Source organism: Microbacterium sp. KNMS (assembly GCF_053851835.1).
Genome location: NZ_JBSQBP010000010.1, coordinates 1 through 18855, shown reverse-complemented (window position 1 = coordinate 18855; position 18855 = coordinate 1). Strand labels below are relative to the sequence as shown.

The 18855-nt window shown below is 71.4% G+C and carries 12 protein-coding genes; 9 read left to right on the top strand and 3 right to left on the bottom strand.

Annotated features, from left to right (window positions below):
* The 3 genes from ACWXWW_RS07855 to ACWXWW_RS07845 are packed head-to-tail and all read right to left on the bottom strand — an operon-like array spanning position 1 to position 2073.
* On the bottom strand, positions 1-723 hold the full coding sequence (locus ACWXWW_RS07855) for a DUF1361 domain-containing protein (RefSeq protein ID WP_271172722.1): 723 nt from the start codon (positions 721-723) through the stop codon (positions 1-3).
* Between the two features lie 23 nt (positions 724-746).
* A complete protein-coding gene (locus ACWXWW_RS07850) occupies positions 747-1544 on the bottom strand; it encodes a MerR family transcriptional regulator (RefSeq protein ID WP_455969548.1) in 798 nt (265 codons plus the stop codon).
* Positions 1534-2073: a VOC family protein gene (locus ACWXWW_RS07845; RefSeq protein WP_455969547.1), complete on the bottom strand. Its 540-nt coding sequence runs from the start codon at positions 2071-2073 to the stop codon at positions 1534-1536. The genes ACWXWW_RS07850 and ACWXWW_RS07845 overlap by 11 nt, the downstream gene beginning before the upstream one ends.
* Positions 2074-2234: 161 nt before the next feature.
* Between ACWXWW_RS07845 and ACWXWW_RS07840 the strand changes: the two genes are divergently transcribed.
* From ACWXWW_RS07840 to ACWXWW_RS07800, 9 genes are all read left to right on the top strand, one after another.
* On the top strand, positions 2235-4445 hold the full coding sequence (locus tag ACWXWW_RS07840; protein ID WP_455969546.1) for an NADP-dependent isocitrate dehydrogenase: 2211 nt from the start codon (positions 2235-2237) through the stop codon (positions 4443-4445).
* 147 nt (positions 4446-4592) lie between these two features.
* Entirely contained in the window at positions 4593-5558 is a 966-nt protein-coding gene (locus ACWXWW_RS07835; protein ID WP_455969545.1) for an acetylxylan esterase, read from the top strand.
* 111 nt (positions 5559-5669) lie between these two features.
* Positions 5670-6674, top strand: coding sequence for a LacI family DNA-binding transcriptional regulator (locus ACWXWW_RS07830; RefSeq protein WP_455969544.1), 1005 nt, complete (start codon positions 5670-5672; stop codon positions 6672-6674).
* A 131-nt stretch (positions 6675-6805) separates the two neighbouring features.
* Complete coding sequence (locus ACWXWW_RS07825; RefSeq protein ID WP_455969543.1) at positions 6806-11803, top strand: rhamnogalacturonan lyase family protein; 4998 nt, start codon at positions 6806-6808, stop codon at positions 11801-11803.
* Positions 11804-11964: 161 nt separating this feature from the next.
* The gene (locus ACWXWW_RS07820; protein WP_455969542.1) at positions 11965-13731 is read left to right on the top strand and encodes an ABC transporter ATP-binding protein; all 1767 of its coding nucleotides are present in this window, start codon (positions 11965-11967) and stop codon (positions 13729-13731) included.
* A gap of 97 nt (positions 13732-13828) precedes the next feature.
* Positions 13829-14953: a Gfo/Idh/MocA family protein gene (locus ACWXWW_RS07815; RefSeq protein WP_455969541.1), complete on the top strand. Its 1125-nt coding sequence runs from the start codon at positions 13829-13831 to the stop codon at positions 14951-14953.
* Positions 14950-15876 (top strand): DUF6807 domain-containing protein, encoded by a 927-nt coding sequence (locus ACWXWW_RS07810; RefSeq protein WP_455969540.1) that lies wholly within the window; start codon positions 14950-14952, stop codon positions 15874-15876. The genes ACWXWW_RS07815 and ACWXWW_RS07810 overlap by 4 nt, the downstream gene beginning before the upstream one ends.
* Positions 15877-15986: 110 nt before the next feature.
* Positions 15987-17264 (top strand): ABC transporter substrate-binding protein, encoded by a 1278-nt coding sequence (locus ACWXWW_RS07805; protein ID WP_455969539.1) that lies wholly within the window; start codon positions 15987-15989, stop codon positions 17262-17264.
* 170 nt (positions 17265-17434) lie between these two features.
* Positions 17435-18739, top strand: coding sequence for an ABC transporter substrate-binding protein (locus ACWXWW_RS07800; protein WP_455969538.1), 1305 nt, complete (start codon positions 17435-17437; stop codon positions 18737-18739).
* Positions 18740-18855: the final 116 nt, after the last annotated feature.

Genomic DNA, 18855 nt, shown 5'->3' with positions numbered 1-18855 from the left:
TCAGGCGGCCAGGGCGCCGAACCCGAGGAGGTACGTCGGGACGTAGATGAGGGCGATGAGCACCGCGTGCGTGAGCACGAACCCGCCCGCCTCGAGGGCCTTCCCGCGCTGGCGCAGGTGCGCGCGCAGCTTGCGGAGCAGCGAGACCGGATGGCGCACATCCCAGCTGTTGAACCGGAGGTAGCGCCCGAGGTAGACGCCCACGGCCCCGAGCACGATGATGACCGCCGCGAGCGCCCAGCTCGACGCGGGCACCGCGCCGATCGCGTTGGGCTCGACGAGCACGAGGAAGGCCGTCTGCACGACCGCGAGGCTGAGCACCGCGTTCGCGATGCCGGAGAGCGTGAGCGTGAGGGTCTGCACGATGTCGTACCAGAGGGGCACCGGGTCGCCGTCGCGGCGGTGGCTGAAGTTCAGCTCGGTGATGAGATAGATCGAGTTCGGGAAGAGCAGCACCCACACGATCGCGCCCACGACGACGTACACCCACACCGCGACCGCCGCGGCCCGTGGCCGCAGCGCCGTGAGCGACAGCAGCGCGGGGAGCCCGAGGAGCCCGGCGACCGCGACGAGCGAGACGAGGACCGGAACGAAGGAGAGGCCGATGTTCAGCAGCATCGGCCGGTAGAGCGGCACGCCGTACACCGCCGATCGGAGCCTCACGAGCACGATCGCGTAGATGTTGAGCAGGACGACGGCGATGCACGCGACGAGGACGGCCACGCCACGACCCTAGTCGCGTCCCGCTACTCCCAGACCGCCGTCTCGGGGTCGATCCCGCGCGCGCGTGCGCTCTCGTCGACCGCGCGCCGGAACCAGGCCGCGAGGCCGACGCGGATGCCGTCGTAGTGCGCCGCGAACCCCGGGTCCGACTCGTAGCGGCGGGCAAGGCACACCTGCATCTGGCGGCTGAGCGGGAAGTAGGCCGAGAACGCCTCGCGGTGGCGCTCGACGAGGTCATCGGCCTCGGCGCTGCCCGGTGCGACACCGCGGTCCATCGCGTCCGCGAGCGAGCGCTCGACGCCCGCGACGCGGTCGGCGACCTCGCGCCACTCCTCGGCGGTGCGGTCGGCGGCCGCCTCGGCGAACTGCCGCCACTGCCGTGTGCCGCCGTAGGCCTCGCGTGCGCCGCGCGCCTGCTCGGGGTCCCAGCCGGATCCGAACACCTCCCGCTGCACCTCGTCCGCGAGCGGGACGCCGCGCTCGTGCGCGACGATCATCCGCTCGAGGCCCGATCCGAGCCGGCTCAGCCGCGCGATCCGCTCCTCGAGCTGGGCGCGCGCCGCCCGGAGCGTCCCCGCCGCCTCGGGCGACGCGCCGTCGAGGATCGCGCGGATGTCCTCGAGCGCGACGCCGATCTCGCGGTAGATCTCGACGCGGCGCAGCCGATCGAGGTCCGGCGCCGTGTACATCCGATAGCCCGCCGACGTCCGTTCCGACGGGCTCGCCAGCCCGATCGCGTCCCAGTGGTGCAGCGTCCGCACCGTGACCCCGAGCTGCGCAGCCGCCTGCCCCACCGTCAGGCCGTCGACGTCATCGCGCATGCTCCCCATTCTGCTCGCGGGCCGCATCGGGCGCCGTGATGCCGAGCTCCGCGAGGTGGCGCGCGGCGTCGCTCTCCGGGTCCCAGGGCAGGGGCGCGGTGAACACGACCCGGGCGTTCTCGGGCGTCCGGATCTCGAGGTCGCGCGTGCCCCACGGCGTGTCGCGCGGGCCGTCGACCGCGTCCGTCCTGAGGGCACGGCACGCGGCGGCGACCGGCTCGATCTGCCGGAGGACGCAGGCGAAGCTGACGCTCATCGCGGGAGGCGGCGCGGGGGCATCGCCCGCGGGCACGAGGAGGACGTCCTGGAAGGCCCAGCGCCGCAGATGCACGATCCCGCCCGGAACGCTGAACAGCTCGATGAAGCCGAGCCCTCTCGTCCAGAACTCCACGGACGCGGGCAGGTCGGGCGCGGGGATGGTGACGAAGGAGGGCATCGCGTAGATGCCGCGGAACGGCTCGGGCGCGACCGCGTCGGGGTCGCGCGGCGGCACGGGGCTGATCTCGAAGGCGTCGTAGTAGTCGGTCATGCGCTCCACCCTCGAGCCTGACGCTGCGTGAGGGTCAAGTCGCGTCCCGCTTTCGTCCGCGCAGAGCCCACCAGGTATCTTGATGTCGAGACAGAATCGCGCCATCCGCGTGCCATCCGTCGTTCCCCGGCAACACCCCACCGTCTGGAGTCGCCTCACCCATGTCAAAGATCATCTACACCCACACCGACGAGGCGCCGCTGCTGGCGACGTACTCGCTGCTGCCGATCATCTCGGGCTTCGCGTCCAAGGCCGGTGTGGAGTTCGAGACGCGCGACATCTCGCTCGCGGGCCGCATCATCGCGCAGTTCCCCGAGCGTCTCACCGAGGCGCAGCGCATCGGCGACGCACTCGCCGAGCTGGGCGAGCTCGCCAACGAGCCGAGCGCCAACATCATCAAGCTCCCCAACATCTCGGCATCGGTGCCGCAGCTGAAGGCCGCGATCGCCGAGCTGCAGGCGCTGGGCTACGACATCCCTGACCTCCCCGAAGACCCGCAGACCGAGGACGAGAAGGAGGTCGCCGCGCGCTACGACCGCGTCAAGGGCTCCGCGGTGAACCCCGTCCTGCGTCAGGGCAACTCCGACCGCCGCGCGCCCGGCGCCGTCAAGGCGTACGCCAAGGCGCACCCGCACCGCATGGGCGCGTGGTCGGCCGACTCGAAGACCGCGGTGGCCACGATGGGCCACGACGACTTCCGCTCGAACGAGAAGTCGTTCGTCTCGCCCGCCGACGACGCGCTGCGCATCGAGCACGTGGCGGCGGATGGCACGGTGACGGTCCTCAAGGACAAGGTGGCGGTTCTCGAGGGCGAGGTCATCGACGCGACCTTCATGAGCGCCAAGGCGCTCGACGCGTTCCTCGCGGACGCGATCGCGCAGGCCAAGCAGGAGGGCGTGCTGTTCTCGGCGCACCTCAAGGCGACGATGATGAAGGTCTCCGACCCGATCATCTTCGGCCACATCGTCAAGGCCTACTTCGCCCCCGTCTTCGCGCAGTACGGCGCCGACCTCGAGGCGGCCGGCCTCTCGGCCAACGACGGCCTCGGCGGCATCTTCGCCGGCCTCGAGAAGCTCGAGAACGGCGCCGAGATCCGTGCGGCGTTCGACCGCGCCCTCGCCGACGGCCCCGAGCTCGCGATGGTCAACAGCGACAAGGGCATCACGAACCTCCACGTGCCGAGCGACGTGATCGTCGACGCGTCGATGCCCGCGATGATCCGCATCGGCGGGCACATGTGGGGCCCCGACGGCGCCGAGAAGGACACGCTCGCCGTCATCCCCGACTCGTCCTACGCCGGCGTGTACCAGGCCGTGATCGACGACTGCAAGGCGAACGGCGCCCTCGACCCGACGACGATGGGCACCGTGCCCAACGTCGGCCTCATGGCGCAGAAGGCCGAGGAGTACGGCTCGCACGACAAGACCTTCGAGATCGCCGAGGCCGGCACCGTGCGCGTCGTCAACGGCGCAGGCGAGACGGTCCTCTCCCACGAGGTCGAGCAGGGCGACATCTGGCGCGCCTGCCAGACGAAGGACGCCGCCATCCGCGACTGGGTGAAGCTCGCCGTCACGCGCGCGCGCCTCTCGAGCACCCCCGCCGTGTTCTGGCTCGACGAGACCCGCGCGCACGACGCGAACCTCATCGCGAAGATCGAGCGCTACCTGCCCGAGCACGACACGGACGGCCTCGACATCCGCGTCCTCGCGCCCGCCGAGGCGACGACGTTCTCGCTCGAGCGCATCCGCCAGGGTCTCGACACCATCTCGGTGACGGGCAACGTGCTGCGCGACTACAACACCGACCTGTTCCCGATCCTCGAGGTCGGCACGTCGGCGAAGATGCTCTCGATCGTCCCGCTGATGGCGGGCGGCGGCCTCTTCGAGACCGGCGCGGGCGGCTCCGCTCCCAAGCACGTGCAGCAGCTCGTCGAGGAGAACTACCTGCGCTGGGACTCGCTCGGCGAGTTCTTCGCCCTCGCGGCGTCGTTCGAGCACCTCGCCCAGACCACCGACAACGCGCGCGCGCAGGTGCTCGCCGACACGCTCGACGCCGCCACGGGGACGTTCCTCGAGCAGGACCGCTCCCCCGGTCGCAAGCTCGGCACGATCGACAACCGCGGTTCGCACTTCTACCTCGCGCTGTACTGGGCGCAGGAGCTCGCGCGGCAGACGCAGGACGCCGACCTCGCTGCGGCGTTCGCGCCGCTCGCGGAGAAGCTGGCCGCCGACGAGGAGAAGATCGTCGAGGAGCTCCTCGCCGTCCAGGGCAAGCCCGCCGACATCGGCGGCTACTACCGTCCGGACGCCGAGAAGACGGCCGCCGTGATGCGCCCCTCCGCGACGCTCAACGCCGCGATCGACGCGCTCTGACCATCCGCTCGACGACGCCCGCCCCTCGCCGGGGGCGGGCGTCGTCGCATGCCGGGCCGGATGACGCTTTCCGTCGAGCGCACGCGGCGCGCTAGGCTCGCCCTCGGTCCTTCCACCGCAGCCCCGACCTCAGGAGGAACGCCGACGATGGCGCACTTCGATCTCCCCCTCGACCAGCTCCGCACGTACCGGCCCGAGCTCCCCGTGCCCGACGACTTCGACGCCTTCTGGGAGCGCACGCTCGCCGAGTCGCGGGATGCCGCCTGGGCTCCGCGCCTCGAGCCGGTCGACACCGGGCTCACACTCGTCGACGTGCACGACGTCGCGTTCGCGGGCTTCGGCGGCGACACGATCCGCGGCTGGTGGCAGGTGCCCGCCGCGAGCGCGCCCCGTGCGATCGTCGTCGAGTTCGTCGGCTACTCGGGCGGCCGCGGCCCCGCTCACGAGGTGGGCTCGTTCCCGCTCGCGGGATGCGCACGGCTCATCGTCGACACGCGCGGCCAGGGCTGGGGCCACTGGAGCATGGGCGGCGCCACGGCCGACCCGCACGGCAGCGGCTCGCAGGCGCCGGGCGTCATGACGCGCGGCATCGAGAGCCCCGAGACCTACTACTACCGCCGCGCGTTCACCGACGCGGCACTCGCCGTCGACGCCGCTCGCGCGCTCGCACCCGGGCTCCCGGTCTTCGTCGCGGGCGGAAGCCAGGGCGGCGGCCTCTCGATCGCAGCGGCGGCGCTCGCCGGCGACGTGGCGGGCGCCATGCCCGACGTGCCGTTCCTGTGCGACTTCCCGCGCGCGACGACGCTCGTCGACTCGATGCCGTACGGCGAGATCCGCACCTACCTCTCGGCGCACCGCGACCGGATCGACGGCGTCTACCGCACGCTGTCGTACTTCGACGGGGTCACGCTCGCGTCGCGGGCGACGGCTCCCGCGCTGTTCTCGGTCGCGCTCATGGACACGATCTGCCCGCCCTCGACGGTGTTCGGCGCCTTCAACGCGTGGGGTGCAGAGGACAAGGAGATCGAGGTCTATCCGTTCAACAACCACGAGGGCGGGGGCGGCGCGCAGCGCGCGGCGCAGCTGGCGTGGCTCGGGCGTCGCCTCGGCTGACGACACGGCATTCGCCCGCGCCGCCTGGCGTCGCCCGCCGCTGCGCTGTGCCACACTGATCTCGTAAAGCGTTTACCGAGCCGTCGCAGACGACGGCGGGACGGGGGTCGGATGAAGCGGGTGGGCATCCGCGACGTCGCCGTCCTCGCCGGCGTCTCGATCAGCTCGGTCTCGAACGCCCTCAACCGGCCGGAGGCCGTGAGCGATCACGTGCGCACGCGCGTGCACGCCGCCGTCGACCAGCTCGGGTACGTGCCGCTGCGTGCGGCGCAGCAGCTCCGCGCGGGGCGCAGCGGACTCATCGGCATGACCGTCATCAGCATCGGCAACCCCTTCTTCGCCGAGATGCTCGAGGGCGCCGAGGAGGCGACGTCGGCCGCGGGCTACCAGGTCATGCTCGGCAACAGCGACGACAGCGCCCAGCGCGAGAGCAGCTATCTCGAGCTGTTCGAGCAGGCGCACGTGGAGGGCATGCTCATCTCGCCGTTCGGAGACGTCGGGCCCGCGCTCGAGCGCCTGCGCGCGCAGCAGATCCCCGTCGCGCTCGTGGACGGCGTCGACGAGACGGGGCTCACGCCCTCCGTCTCGCTCGACAACGTGCTGGGCGGGCGGATGGCCGTGCAGCACCTCATCGAGCTCGGCCGGCGGCGGATCGCGTTCGTGGGCGCGCGCGAGGAGGTGCGCCAGACGCGCGACCGCCTGCGCGGAGCCGCCGCGGCGGCGCAGGACGCGGGCCTCTCCCTCGACGTGACGCTCAGCGGGCGCACGACTCCGCGAGTAGGCGCCGAGATCGGCGAGCGCATCGCCGCGCTGCCCGCGGCCGAGCGCCCCGACGCGGTGTTCGCCGCCAACGACCAGCTCGCGTGCGGGATCGTCCACGCCCTCGTCTCCGCGGGCATCCGCGTTCCCGGCGAGATCGCCATCGTCGGATACGACGACATCCCATTCGCCTCGATCGCGGCCGTGCCGATCACGTCGGTGCGGCAGCCGGCGCGCGCGATGGGACGCCGCGCCGCGGAGATGCTCGTCGATGCCGTGCGCGGCGCGGCGCCCGCCGCAGCGCCGGCCGAGGTGTTCGCGCCCGAGCTCGTCGTCCGGGCGTCGACGCGCGCCTGACTCCCCGCGCGTCAAAACGTTTCATGTCCTGTCTTGACGGTCGCCGTCGCCGACGCTATGGTGCCCGGGAAGCGCTTTCCTGAAACGTTTCCGTGCGATGAAGCACGACGTCCCCCACGATCGGAGTTGATGTGAAGGGCAGAACCCTGCGCGCCGGCGAGCCCGCCGGCGAACCGACGGATGGCCGGGGGCCGCGCGCGCTGCGCGGCCTCGCGATCGCGACGGCGGCTGCCGTCGCCTTTGGATGCATCGGCGGCGCGAGCGCCGCGCACGCCGCGACGACACCGGCCGACACGGCGGCGGCCGGCCAGCCCGTGCGATTCGACTTCGGCCCCGGCGCCGTGGCCGACGGCTACACGCAGGTCACGGCGGGCTCGGCGTACTCCCCCGCGGCGGGCTTCGGCTTCGCCCCGGGCGCGACGGTGACCGAGACCGACCGCGGCGGCGACCCCCTGAAGGGCGACTTCGCGACGGTGAGCGGCTCGAGCTTCGTCGTCGATCTCGCGAACGTCGACTACACCGTCTCGATCGTCGCCGGCGACACCGGCGGCACGACCGAGATCGCGATCGCGAGCGAGCAGATCCAGAAGGTCCAGACGACCTCGAAGGCCGCGGGCGCCTTCCTCCAGATGAACTACGACATCGCCCTCGTCGACGGGCAGCTGTCGTTCGACTTCACGGGCGCGGCCGCCAACATCAACGCGATCGTCATCACGCCGCAGGCTCCGCGCGAGGCCGCGGCGACGCCCACCGCGTACCTCACCGGCGACTCCACCGTGCAGACGTACGACCCGTACTGGGAGCCGCAGGCCGGCTGGGGTCAGATGATCGACCAGTTCCTCACCGACGCCGTCGCCGTGGACAACCGCTCGATCGGAGGCCGCTCGTCGCGGTCGTTCGTGCAGCAGGGCCGCCTGGACGAGATCCTCCGCGTCGTGCGACCCGACGACTACGTCTTCGTGCAGTTCGGCCACAACGACGCGACCGCGTCCGTGCCCGAGCGGTACACGCCGCCGGACCAGTTCGACGACTACCTCCGCATCTACGTCGAGGGCACTCGCCAGCGCGGGGGCATCCCGGTGCTCGTGACCCCGGTGAACCGGCTCGACGTCGACAGCGAGACGGGGCTCTTCAACGAGAGCTTCCCCGAGTACGTCGCGGTGATGAAGGCCGTCGCCGCAGAGCTCGACGTCCCGCTGGTCGATCTCTCCGCGTCGAGCCGCGCCTACCTCGACGCGATCGGCGCCGAGGCCGCGAAGTCGGTCTTCCTCTACGCCGACCCCGGGGTGTACCCGAACCGCCCGAACGGCGTGCAGGACAACACGCACTTCCAGGAGTACGGTGCGATCCAGATGGCGCGCCTCGTCGCGCAGGGCGTGGCCGAGCTCGGCCTGCCCATCTCGGAGGCGGTCGAGGTCACCTCGCCCTCCGAGCTCCCCGCTGCGGTCACGGGTCTCGCCGTGGCCGGAACCTCGAGCACCTCGGTGTCGCTCGAATGGGACGAGACCGCGGGCGCCGACATCTACCGGATCTACCGCAGCGAGGCCGGAGCCGACGCGTTCACCCTCGCGGCGACATCCACCGTGCCGCAGAAGAGCATCGGCTCGCTCGCGGAGGGCGGCGCGTACGACTTCCGCGTGAGCGCGGTCAACGGACTCGGCGAGGGTCCGTCGAGCGACATCGTGACCGCGACCACCCGCGCCGCGGCGTACCGCTACGACTTCCAGCCGGCCGGCGCCCCCGTCGGCGCGGGCTACACGGAGGTCAACCGCTCCACGGTCTACTCGGCGGAGCGCGGCTACGGCATCGTCGACCCGACGGGGATGATCGACCGCGACCGCGGCGCATCGGCCGGCGACGACGTCGCGCGCGACTTCGTCGCGTACTTCAACGGCAGCTACGAGTTCGCCGTCGACGTGCCCAACGGCGAGTACTCGGCGAGCGTCACGGTCGGCGACCTGCTCGGCACCGTCCGCACGAACGTCGAGATCGAGGGCAGCGACGAGGGCGGCCTGTCGGTCAGCCGCGGCAGCACGACGAAGGCGATCGACGGCATCACGGTGAGCGACGGGCAGCTCAGCACCGTGATCTCGGGAGCGACCGGCCACCTCAACGGCCTCACGCTCACGCCCATCCTCGTCGCCCCCGCGGCGATCCGGCTCGACGACCTCGCATTCGACGGGGCGTCCGCGACGGCCGCGCTGTCCTGGGATGCCGCGCCCGAGGCTGCGGCCTACCGGCTGTACCGGACGACCGACGACGGCACCGTCCTCGTCGGCGAGACGGAGGGCACCTCCTTCGTCGACGAGACGGCGCAGCCCGGCCAGACCGCGACCTACGCCGTCACCACCGTGACCGCGCGGGGCGACGAGTCGGTGCCCTCGGTCGGCGTCGAGGTCGAGGTCATCGACCCGGATGTCGCGGTCCCCGCGGCGCCCACGGGCCTCGCCTACGGCGACGTGCTCAAGAACTCCGTGGCGCTCTCGTGGGACGCGTCCGACGGCGCGCTGTTCTATCTCGTCAGCCGTCAGGACAAGAAGGGCGAGTGGCAGGTCATCGCGCGGGCGGATGAGCCCGCGTACGTCGACGAGGACGTCCTCACGACGATCGCGTACACCTACCGCGTGCAGGCCGTGAACGCGGGCGGGGCGTCCGAGCCCTCCGAGCCCGTCACCACGCCCGCGGTCACGACGCTCGATCGGGCCGCCGAGCGGCTCGATCGCGCCCCCGTGGCCGTCGCGCAGGAGCAGGGCGTCTACGTCGGATGGCGCCTGCTGGGCGACGACGCGCAGGATGCCGCGTTCCACGTCTACCGCGACGGCGAGAGGATCACCGAGGAGCCGATCGTCGACACGACGAACTACCTCGATGCGGCGGGCTCGGCCGACTCGACGTACCGCATCGCGATCGTCGAGGACGGGGTGTCGTTCTGGGCGACCGAGGAGTTCCGGCCGTGGAAGGACGGGCAGTCGCTCGACATCCCCCTGAACAAGCCGGCCGACGCGTACTCGAAGGACGGGCAGCCGTACTCCTACCGCGCCAACGACACGTCGGTCGCGGACCTGGACGGCGACGGCCAGCTCGAGTACGTCGTCAAGTGGGATCCGACGAACTCGCAGGACAACTCGAAGGCCGGCTACACGGGCAACGTCTACCTCGACGCGTACGAGCTCGACGGCACGCAGCTGTGGCGCATCGACCTCGGCATCAACATCCGAGCGGGAGCGCACTACTCGCAGCCGATGGTCTACGACCTGAACTCCGACGGCCGCGCGGAGGTGGTCGTGAAGACCGCCGACGGCACCGAGGACGGCCAGGGCACCGTGATCGGCGACGGCAGCAAGGACTGGCGCAACTCGTCGGGCTACATCCTCACCGGACCCGAGTACCTCACGGTGTTCGAGGGCACGACGGGCCGCGCGATCGACACGATCGACTACGTGCCCGGCCGCGGCGACGTCGCGTCGTGGGGCGACAGCTACGGCAACCGCGTCGATCGCTTCCTCGCGACCGTGGCGTACCTGGACGGCGAGCACCCGAGCGTCGTGTTCTCGCGCGGCTACTACACGCGCGCGGTGATCGCCGCGTTCGACTTCGACGGCGAGAGCCTCAGCCAGCGCTGGGTGTTCGACTCCTCGACGAAGGGCAACGGCGACTACGCGGGTCAGGGCAACCACGCCATGATCTCCGCCGACGTCGACGCCGACGGGAAGGACGAGATCGTCTTCGGATCGGCGACGATCGACGACGACGGAACGGGCCTGTACTCCACGGGTCTCGGCCACGGCGATGCCGAGCACGTGAGCGACTTCGACCCGGCGCGCCCGGGCCTCGAGGTCTACGCCGTGCACGAGGACATGGGCCGGTCCGGCAGCGTGGGCGCGACCTACCGCGACGCGGCGACCGGCGAGGTGCTGTGGTCGGTCCCCGCGACGAAGGACACCGGCCGCGGCGCGATGGCCGACATCGATCCGCGCTACGACGGCGCCGAGGGCTGGAACATCGGCGGCACGGTGGCGTGGGACTCCCGGGTGGGCACCCTGCGCAACGTGTCGGGCGAGGAGATCTCCACGGCCATCCCCGCCGCCAACTTCGTCGCCCAGTGGGACGGCGACCTCCTCAGCGAGATCGTCGACCACGCGTTCGACACGACGACGCGCCTGGGCTCGCCCGTCGTGTCGAAGTGGGACTACGAGAACGGCGTCGAGGTGCCGATCTTCGAGCCGGAGGGCGTCCTGACGAACAACGACACGAAGGGCAACCCCGCTCTCCAGGCCGACCTGTTCGGCGACTGGCGCGAGGAGCTCGTGTACCGCACGACCGACTCGACGGCGCTGCGCATCTTCACGACGACGGACGTCACGGAGCACCGCCTCCGCACCCTGATGTCGGACGCGCAGTACCGCCTCGCCGTCGCGTGGCAGCTCACCGGATACAACCAGCCGCCGCACACGAGCTACTACCTCGGCGAGGGCATGGAGACGCCGGCCGCTCCCCGCCTGGCCTACACGACCGACGCCGCACCGGCCGAGGTCGTGCCCGGGCCGGCGACGGCGGCGCCCGCGAAGGGCGTGCTCTCGACGACGAGCGGATGGGCCTACGGTCTGAAGGACGGCGACTACACCGTCACGATGAACCTGCGGCACGGCCAGAACGCGCACACCATCCGCCTGTTCGAGAACGGCGAGCTCCTCACGGAGGCGCACCTCGCCGACCGCACTCCCGGCGCGCAGGAGTTCTCGTTCGACGTGACGGGCCGCGTGAACGGCACGTACGAGTACACGTGCGAGCTCGTGAACCAGCACGGCACGACCCCGTGCAAGCCGGTCACCGTGAAGGTCGTCGACGCGAACCCCGGCACGGCCGTGCTCTCGCACGACAACCACGACCGCGACGGCGACTACACCGTCACGGCGAACCTCTGGTGGGGCACGAACGCGACGTCGTACCGCCTGTACGAGGACGGGCAGCTCGTCGACGAGCAGGAGCTCACGGCGGCGACGCCGGAGGCCCAGACCGCGTCGACGCACCTGACCGGCCGGGCCGCGGGCGAGCACGTGTACCGCGCCGTGCTCGCGAACGCCGCGGGCGAGACCGAGACGAAGGAGATCCGGGTGACCGTGAAGTGATCCGGCGCCCGGTCGCCGCGAAGTGCGGCGACCGGGCGTCGCTTCGACGCGTTCCGGGGCAGGGCTCGACGAGCCCTGCCCCGTTTCGCGTCGATCCGGAGGCGGGTCGCCGCGAAACGCGGCGAGGCCGGATGGCCCACGACGGCCGTAGCATGGCTGACGTGACCGAGAAATCGCTTCCCCGGCCCGTCCGCATCGACGGATCACACCCCGCCCGCTCGGTCGTCCGCCTGCTGCTGCGGCGGAAGGGGCGGATGGCCGTGGCCGTCGGCGCGTTCGCGCTCAAGGAGATCCCCCTGTGGGCGCTCCCGGTCGTCACGGCCGCCATCGTCGACATCGTCGCGTCGGACGGCGAGGTCATCCACGTGCTCGGCTGGTTCGCGGTCGCGGCGCTCCTGCTGCTGCAGAACTACCCGAACCACATCGTGTACACGCGGATGTTCATGACGGTCGTGCGCGACACCGGGGCCGAGCTGCGCAACGCGCTCGCGCAGCGGCTGCAGAACCTGTCGATCGGCTTCCACACGCGCCAGAGCGCATCGGTCGTGCAGACCAAGGTCGTCCGCGACGTCGAGAACATCGAGGTCATGCTGCAGCAGGTCATGCACCCGCTGCTGTCGGCCGCGATGGTCCTCCTCGGCGCCGTGACGATGACCGCGTTCGTCGTGCCGCAGTTCCTGCCGATCTACCTCCTCGCCGTTCCGCTCGCCGTGCTCATCCGCTGGGGCACCTCCCGCCGCTCGCGCGCGAGCAACGAGCGCTTCCGGCGCGAGGTCGAGGGCTTCTCGGCGCGCGTCGGCGAGATGGCCTCGCTCATCCCGATCACCCGCGCGCACGGGCTCGAGCAGACGGCCGTCACGCGCGTGGCCGCAGGCGCCGACGAGGTGCGGCGCGCGGGCTTCGTGCTCGACCTGCTCAACGGGCGCATCGCGTCGATGTCGTGGGTGGCGATGCAGCTGCTCGGCGCCTCGTGCCTCGTCCTCGCCGCGATGTTCGCGCTGACGGGCATCGTCCCGATCACGCCGGGCGAGGTCGTCATGCTGTCGTCGTACTTCGCGCTCCTCACGCAGGGGATGACGCAGCTCCTGCTCCTCCTCCCCGTCGCCGCGCGCGGGATGGAGTCGGTGCGCTCGATCGCCGAGGTGCTCGAGGAGCCCGACATCGAGGTCAACGAGGGCCGGCGACGTGTCGACGCCGTCGTCGGCGCGATCGCGCTCGAGAACGTGACGCACCGCTATCCGGACGCCGACGTCGATGCGATCCGCGACGTCTCGCTCGACATCCGCCCCGGCGAGACCGTCGCCTTCGTGGGGTCGTCCGGCTCGGGCAAGTCGACCATGCTCAACCTCGTGCTCGGCTTCGTGCGCCCCACGGGCGGTCGCATCCTGCTCGACGGGGCCGACACGCGCGAGCTCGACCTGCGGACCGTCCGCCGTCACGTGTCGGTCGTGCCGCAGGAGTCCGTGCTGTTCGAGGGCACCATCCGGGACAACGTCGCGTACGGGCTGGAGCACGCCGACGACGAGCGCATCCGCGCGGCCCTGCGCGACGCGAACGCGCTCGACTTCGTCGACGCGCTGCCCGACGGATGGCACACGATCGTCGGCGAGCGCGGCGCCCGCCTGTCGGGCGGGCAGCGCCAGCGGATCGCGATCGCCCGCGCGCTCGTACGCGACCCGCGCATCCTCCTGCTCGACGAGGCCACGAGCGCCCTCGACCCCGAGTCGGAGCGACTCGTCAAGGAGGCGCTCGATCGCCTCATGTCGGGGCGGACGACGCTCGTCGTCGCGCACCGGCTGTCGACGGTCCGCAGCGCCGACCGCATCGTCGTCCTCGAGCAGGGCAGGATCGTCGAGCAGGGCGCGCACGATGAGCTCCTCGCGCGCGACGGCCGTTACGCTCGGCTCCACCTGACCCAGGCGCTCTGACCCGCGCGCGGAGCCTCGGCTCGCTCGCGCGGCCGAATCGCGATACCCTGTCGGCAAGCGCTTTCCCACCGGGCGCCCTATGCGAAGGAGCAGCACCATGGCCATCCGCGTCGCCGTCATCGGAACGGGAGCGATCTCCCGCGTGCAGCACCTGCCGAGCCTGCGCGCGCTCGGCGATCGCGTCGAGGTCGTCGCGGTCGCCGATCTGAGCGCCGAGTCCGCGGCGTCGGCCGCGGCCGAGTTCGGCGTCGCGAGTTGGTACACCGACGTCGCCGAGCTGCTCGAGCGCGAGCGCCCCGACCTCGTCACGCTCGCGACGCCGCCGATCGCCCACAAGGAGGCCGCGATCGCCGCTCTCGACGCCGGCGCGTGGGTCCTGTCGGAGAAGCCGCCGACCCTCTCGCTCGCCGACTACGACGAGATCATGGCGCACGAGGGCGAGAACGGCCCCTACGCCGCCTACATCTTCCAGCACCGGTTCGGATCGGCGGCCGAGCGACTCCGCACGCTCATCGCGGAGGGATCGCTCGGCCGGCCGCTGGTCGCGAAGTGCGACACGCTCTGGTACCGCGATCCGTCGTACTTCGCCGTGCCGTGGCGCGCGAAGTGGGCGACCGAGGGCGGCGGCCCGACCATGGGCCACGGCATCCACCAGATGGACATGCTCCTGTCGCTCCTGGGCGAATGGACCGACGTCACGGCCGTCATGTCGACGCTCGCGCGCGAGACCGAGACCGAGGACGTCTCGTTCGCCGTCGTGCGCTTCGCTTCGGGCGCCCTCTGCTCGATCACGAACAGCCTCCTGTCGCCGCGCGAGACGAGCCAGGTGCGCATCGACTTCGAGCACGCGACCGTCGAGGTCGAGCATCTCTACGGCTACGGCAACGCGCACTGGACGTGGACGCCCGCGCCGCACGTCGCCCCCGAGACGGCGGCGGCCTGGGCGCCGACGGACGATGTGCCGAGCTCGACCCACGTGCCGCAGTTCACGCAGTTCGTCGACAGCATGGAGCGCGGCGAGCGGCCCCGCGTGAGCGGCGCGGACGGTCGGCGCGTGATGGAGCTCGCCGCCGGCATGTACAAGTCCGCCCTGACCGGCCGCGCGGTCGCGCGCGACGAGCTCTCCGCCGCCGACCCGTTCTACGCGTCGATGCCCGGCGGCGATCCCGTCGGGGCGACCGCGCGCATCCATGCCGGCACCATCCGAACGGCGCGCGCATGACCGCCTTCGCCCTGCACGAGGAGGAGGCCTCGGTCGTCGTCCGCGCGGGCGGGAGGGAGGTCGCACGATACGTCTTCGCCGAGGACGCCCCGGCATTCGAGGGCCCGAAGCCCTACCTCCACCCGATCCGAGCCCTCTCGGGGGCGCCGCTCACGGGCTTCCGGCCCTGGGACCACCGATGGCACAAGGGCCTGCAGATGACCCTCACCGACGTCTCGGGCCAGAACTTCTGGGGCGGCAACACCTACGTGCACGGGCGCGGCTACATCCCGCTCGACAACGTGGGGCGCATCCGCCACGACCGCTTCCGGGCGCTCTCGGATGGCCCGGCCGCGGTCATCCGCGAGGACCTCACGTGGATCACGGCTTCGGGCGACGCGTGGCTGAGCGAGGCGCGCGAGCACCGGTTCCACACCCTCGACCCCTCGCGTGGGCTCTGGGCGCTCGACATCGCGTCGACGCTGCGGAACACGAGCCAGCGCGAGCTCGTGCTCGGGAGCCCGACGACGAACGGCCGCGAGAACGCGGGCTACTCCGGCCTGTTCCTGCGCCTGACGCGCTCCTTCACGGGCGGCACGGTCGTCGCACCCGACGTCAGCGGCGTCGCCGCCGCCCGTGCGGGCGCCGAGGCCGATGAGCTGATGGGGTCGGAGGCGCCGTGGCTGGCGTTCTCGGGCCTGCACGACGAGATCGACGGGGGCGGGACCGTGCTCGCGTTCGCCGGGCGCTCGAGCGGCTCGCCGGCCATCCGCTGGTTCGTGCGCGCAGAGCCGTTCCCCGTGCTCGCGCCGTCGCCGACCTTCGCCGAGACCGTGGTGCTCGCGCCGGGTGAGGAGCTCGCGCTCGCGCACCGTCTCGCGTTCCTCGACCGCGTCTGGGAGCCCGACGAGGTCGCGGCGCTCGCCCGTGAGCTCGCGCCGTGACATCCGGCTTGTAAAACGTTTCTGACTGCACTAGCGTGCCCGAAGGGAAGCGCTTTCCAACGTGGGAAGCGCGCCCTTCACACAGCGAAGAAGCAGACAGGAGAGCAGCGATGAAGCGACGGCTCATCCGCGTGGCCGCGGTCACGGCGGCGATCGGATCCCTCACCCTGGCGGGATGCGCGAGCTCGGGCTCCGGCTCGACCGAGTACGACCCGGACGAGAAGGTCGAGCTGACCTTCACGTGGTGGGGCAACGACGACCGCGCGCAGCGGTACGAGAAGCTCATCGAGGCATTCAACGAGGAGCACCCGAACATCACCGTCAACGGGTCGTTCACCGACTTCCCGTCGTACTGGGAGAAGCGCCAGACCGAGGCCGCCGGCGGCGGCCTCCCCGACGTGTGGCAGTTCTCCGACACGTACCTGCGTCAGTACGCGCAGAACGGCATGCTCGCCGACCTCAGCGAGTACGCGGAGTACGTGGACACCGCGGCGATCGACGAGGGCCTGCTCGCGACCGGCCAGCTCGACGGCGCGCAGTACTCGCTCCCGCTCGGCTACAGCACGTGGGCCGTCTTCCTCAACGACGACATCCTCGCCGAGCACGGGATCGAGCCCTACCCGGGCGACACGAGCTTCGAGGACTACTCGGCGTGGATGGCCGAGGTCACCGAGGCGACCGGCGGCGCGGTGTACGGCGGCACGGACTACACGCAGCGCATCCAGAACTTCGAGAACGTGCTGCGCGCACAGGGCGGCAACCTCTTCACCGAGGACGGTGAGCTCGGGTTCGACGAGGACGACCTCCGCGCCTTCTGGGAGAGCGGCGCCGCCGACCGCGACGGCGTCGTCGTGCCCCAGCAGAAGCTCGAGGAGCTGAGCCCGGTCTCGGGCTTCGGGGCGAACGTCACGGCGAGCGAGGCGAGCTGGAGCAACTTCGTCGCGGCCTACCTCGCGGACTCCGGCGCATCGAGCATCTCGATGGTCGCGCCGCCCACCGCCGAGGAGGGCGCACAGGACCTCTATCGACAGGCCGGCCTGCAGATGGCCGTGTCGGCGAAGAGCGAGCACCCCGAGGCCGCCGCGATCTTCCTCGACTTCGTCGTGAACAGCCCCGAGGCCGGCGAGATCTTCGGCACGTCGCTCGGCTTCCCCGCGTCCGAGACGAAGCTCGAGGGCGCGACCCTCGAGGGCCCCGACAAGCAGGTGGCGGACTTCCTCGCGTCGGTCGAGGAGCGCATCGGCGACGCTCCGCCCGCGCCCGTCGTGGGCTACGGCTCGCTCGAGCAGAAGTTCTGGGATCTCGGCAAGGAGCTCGGCCTCGGCACCGTCTCGGTGGACGACGCCGTGTCGCAGTTCTTCTCCGAGGCGAAGGTCATCCTCGGCTGATCCGCCCGCCCCTTCCCGCCCTTTGTCACGGTACGGCCACGACACGGGGCGGGAAGGGGCCTCCCCCTTGTGAAACGTTTTTACGCGCGCTAGAGTCTCGGGCAAGCGCTTTCCACCCCATGGCGCCCGCCCGCTCCGGGCATGGACGATGTCGTTCTGAGAGGACAAAGATGTTCCCCACCAAGAGGCTGGCCGCGACGGCGGCCCTCGTCGCGATCGGCGGCCTGACACTCGCCGGCTGCTCCGGCGGCTCCCCCGAGGCCGTCGAGACCGTCGACCCCAACGAGGAGGTCACCCTGACCTTCGCGTTCTGGGGCAACGACGTCCGCGCGGCGCTCTACGAGGAGGCGTTCGCCGCCTTCAACGAGGAATACCCCAACATCACCATCCAGAGCTCGTTCCTCGACTTCCCCGCCTTCTGGGAGAAGCGGCAGACCGAGGCGGCCGGCGGCGGCCTGCCCGACGTCATGCAGTTCGACTACTCGTACCTGCGCCAGTACTCCGAGAACGGCCTGCTGCTCGACCTCACGCCGTACGTCGGTGACATCATCGACGACTCCGCGCTCTCGGAGGAGATCCTCGCGATCGGCCAGGTCGGCGACGGCAACTACGGCATCACGACCTCGACGAACGCGTGGGCGATGTTCCTCAACCCGACCCTCCTCGAGGAGATCGGCGTCGAGGGCTTCGCCGGCGGCACCTGGGAGGACTACAACGCGTGGATGGCCGAGGTCACCGACGCCGCGGAGGCCAAGGGCATCGAGGCGTGGGGCGGCGGCGACTGGACCGGCCGCATCCAGAACTTCGAGCTGCAGATGCGCGCACAGGGCGAGGACCTCTTCACGGAGGACGGCGAGGCGAACTTCACCGAGGACGACCTGCGCGCGTTCTGGGAGCAGGGCTCGGAGATCCGCGAGGACGGCACGACCATCGAGCAGCAGCGCGTCGAGGAGCTGACCCCGCTCGGCGGCTTCGACTCCGCGCTCACGACGAGCGAGCTCGTCTGGGACAACTTCGGCGCGGGCTACCTCGCCAACCTCGGCGAGGGGTACTCGACGCTCGACCTCGTCGCCCCGCCGGTGACCGAGGAGGGCGCGAAGGACCTCTACCTCAAGCCGTCGATGCTGCACGCGATCTCGGCGAACACGGACCACCCCGAGGCGGCCGCGACGCTCGTCGACTTCCTCGTGAACAGCCCGGAGTCGGGTGAGATCTTCGGCACGAACCGCGGCCTGCCCGCATCGCAGACGGCCCTCGAGGCCGCCGAGCTCGACGAGTTCAGCCAGAAGGTCGCCGACTACGAGGCGTCGATCGCCGAGCGCCTCGGCGACGCCCCGCCCGTGCCGATCGTCGGCTACGGCAGCCTCGAGGAGAAGTTCCGCCAGCTCGGCACGGAGCTGAACTTCGGCACCGTCACGGTCGACGAGGCCGTGGACCAGTTCTTCTCCGAGATGGACGTCGCCCTCAACCAGTAACCCCGTGGCGGGGGGGGGGGGGGGGGGGGGGGGGGGGGGGGGGGGGGGGGGGGGGGGGGGGGAGAAGGGGGGGGGGGGGGGGGGGGGGAAGGAGGGGGGGGGGGGGGGCAAGAAGG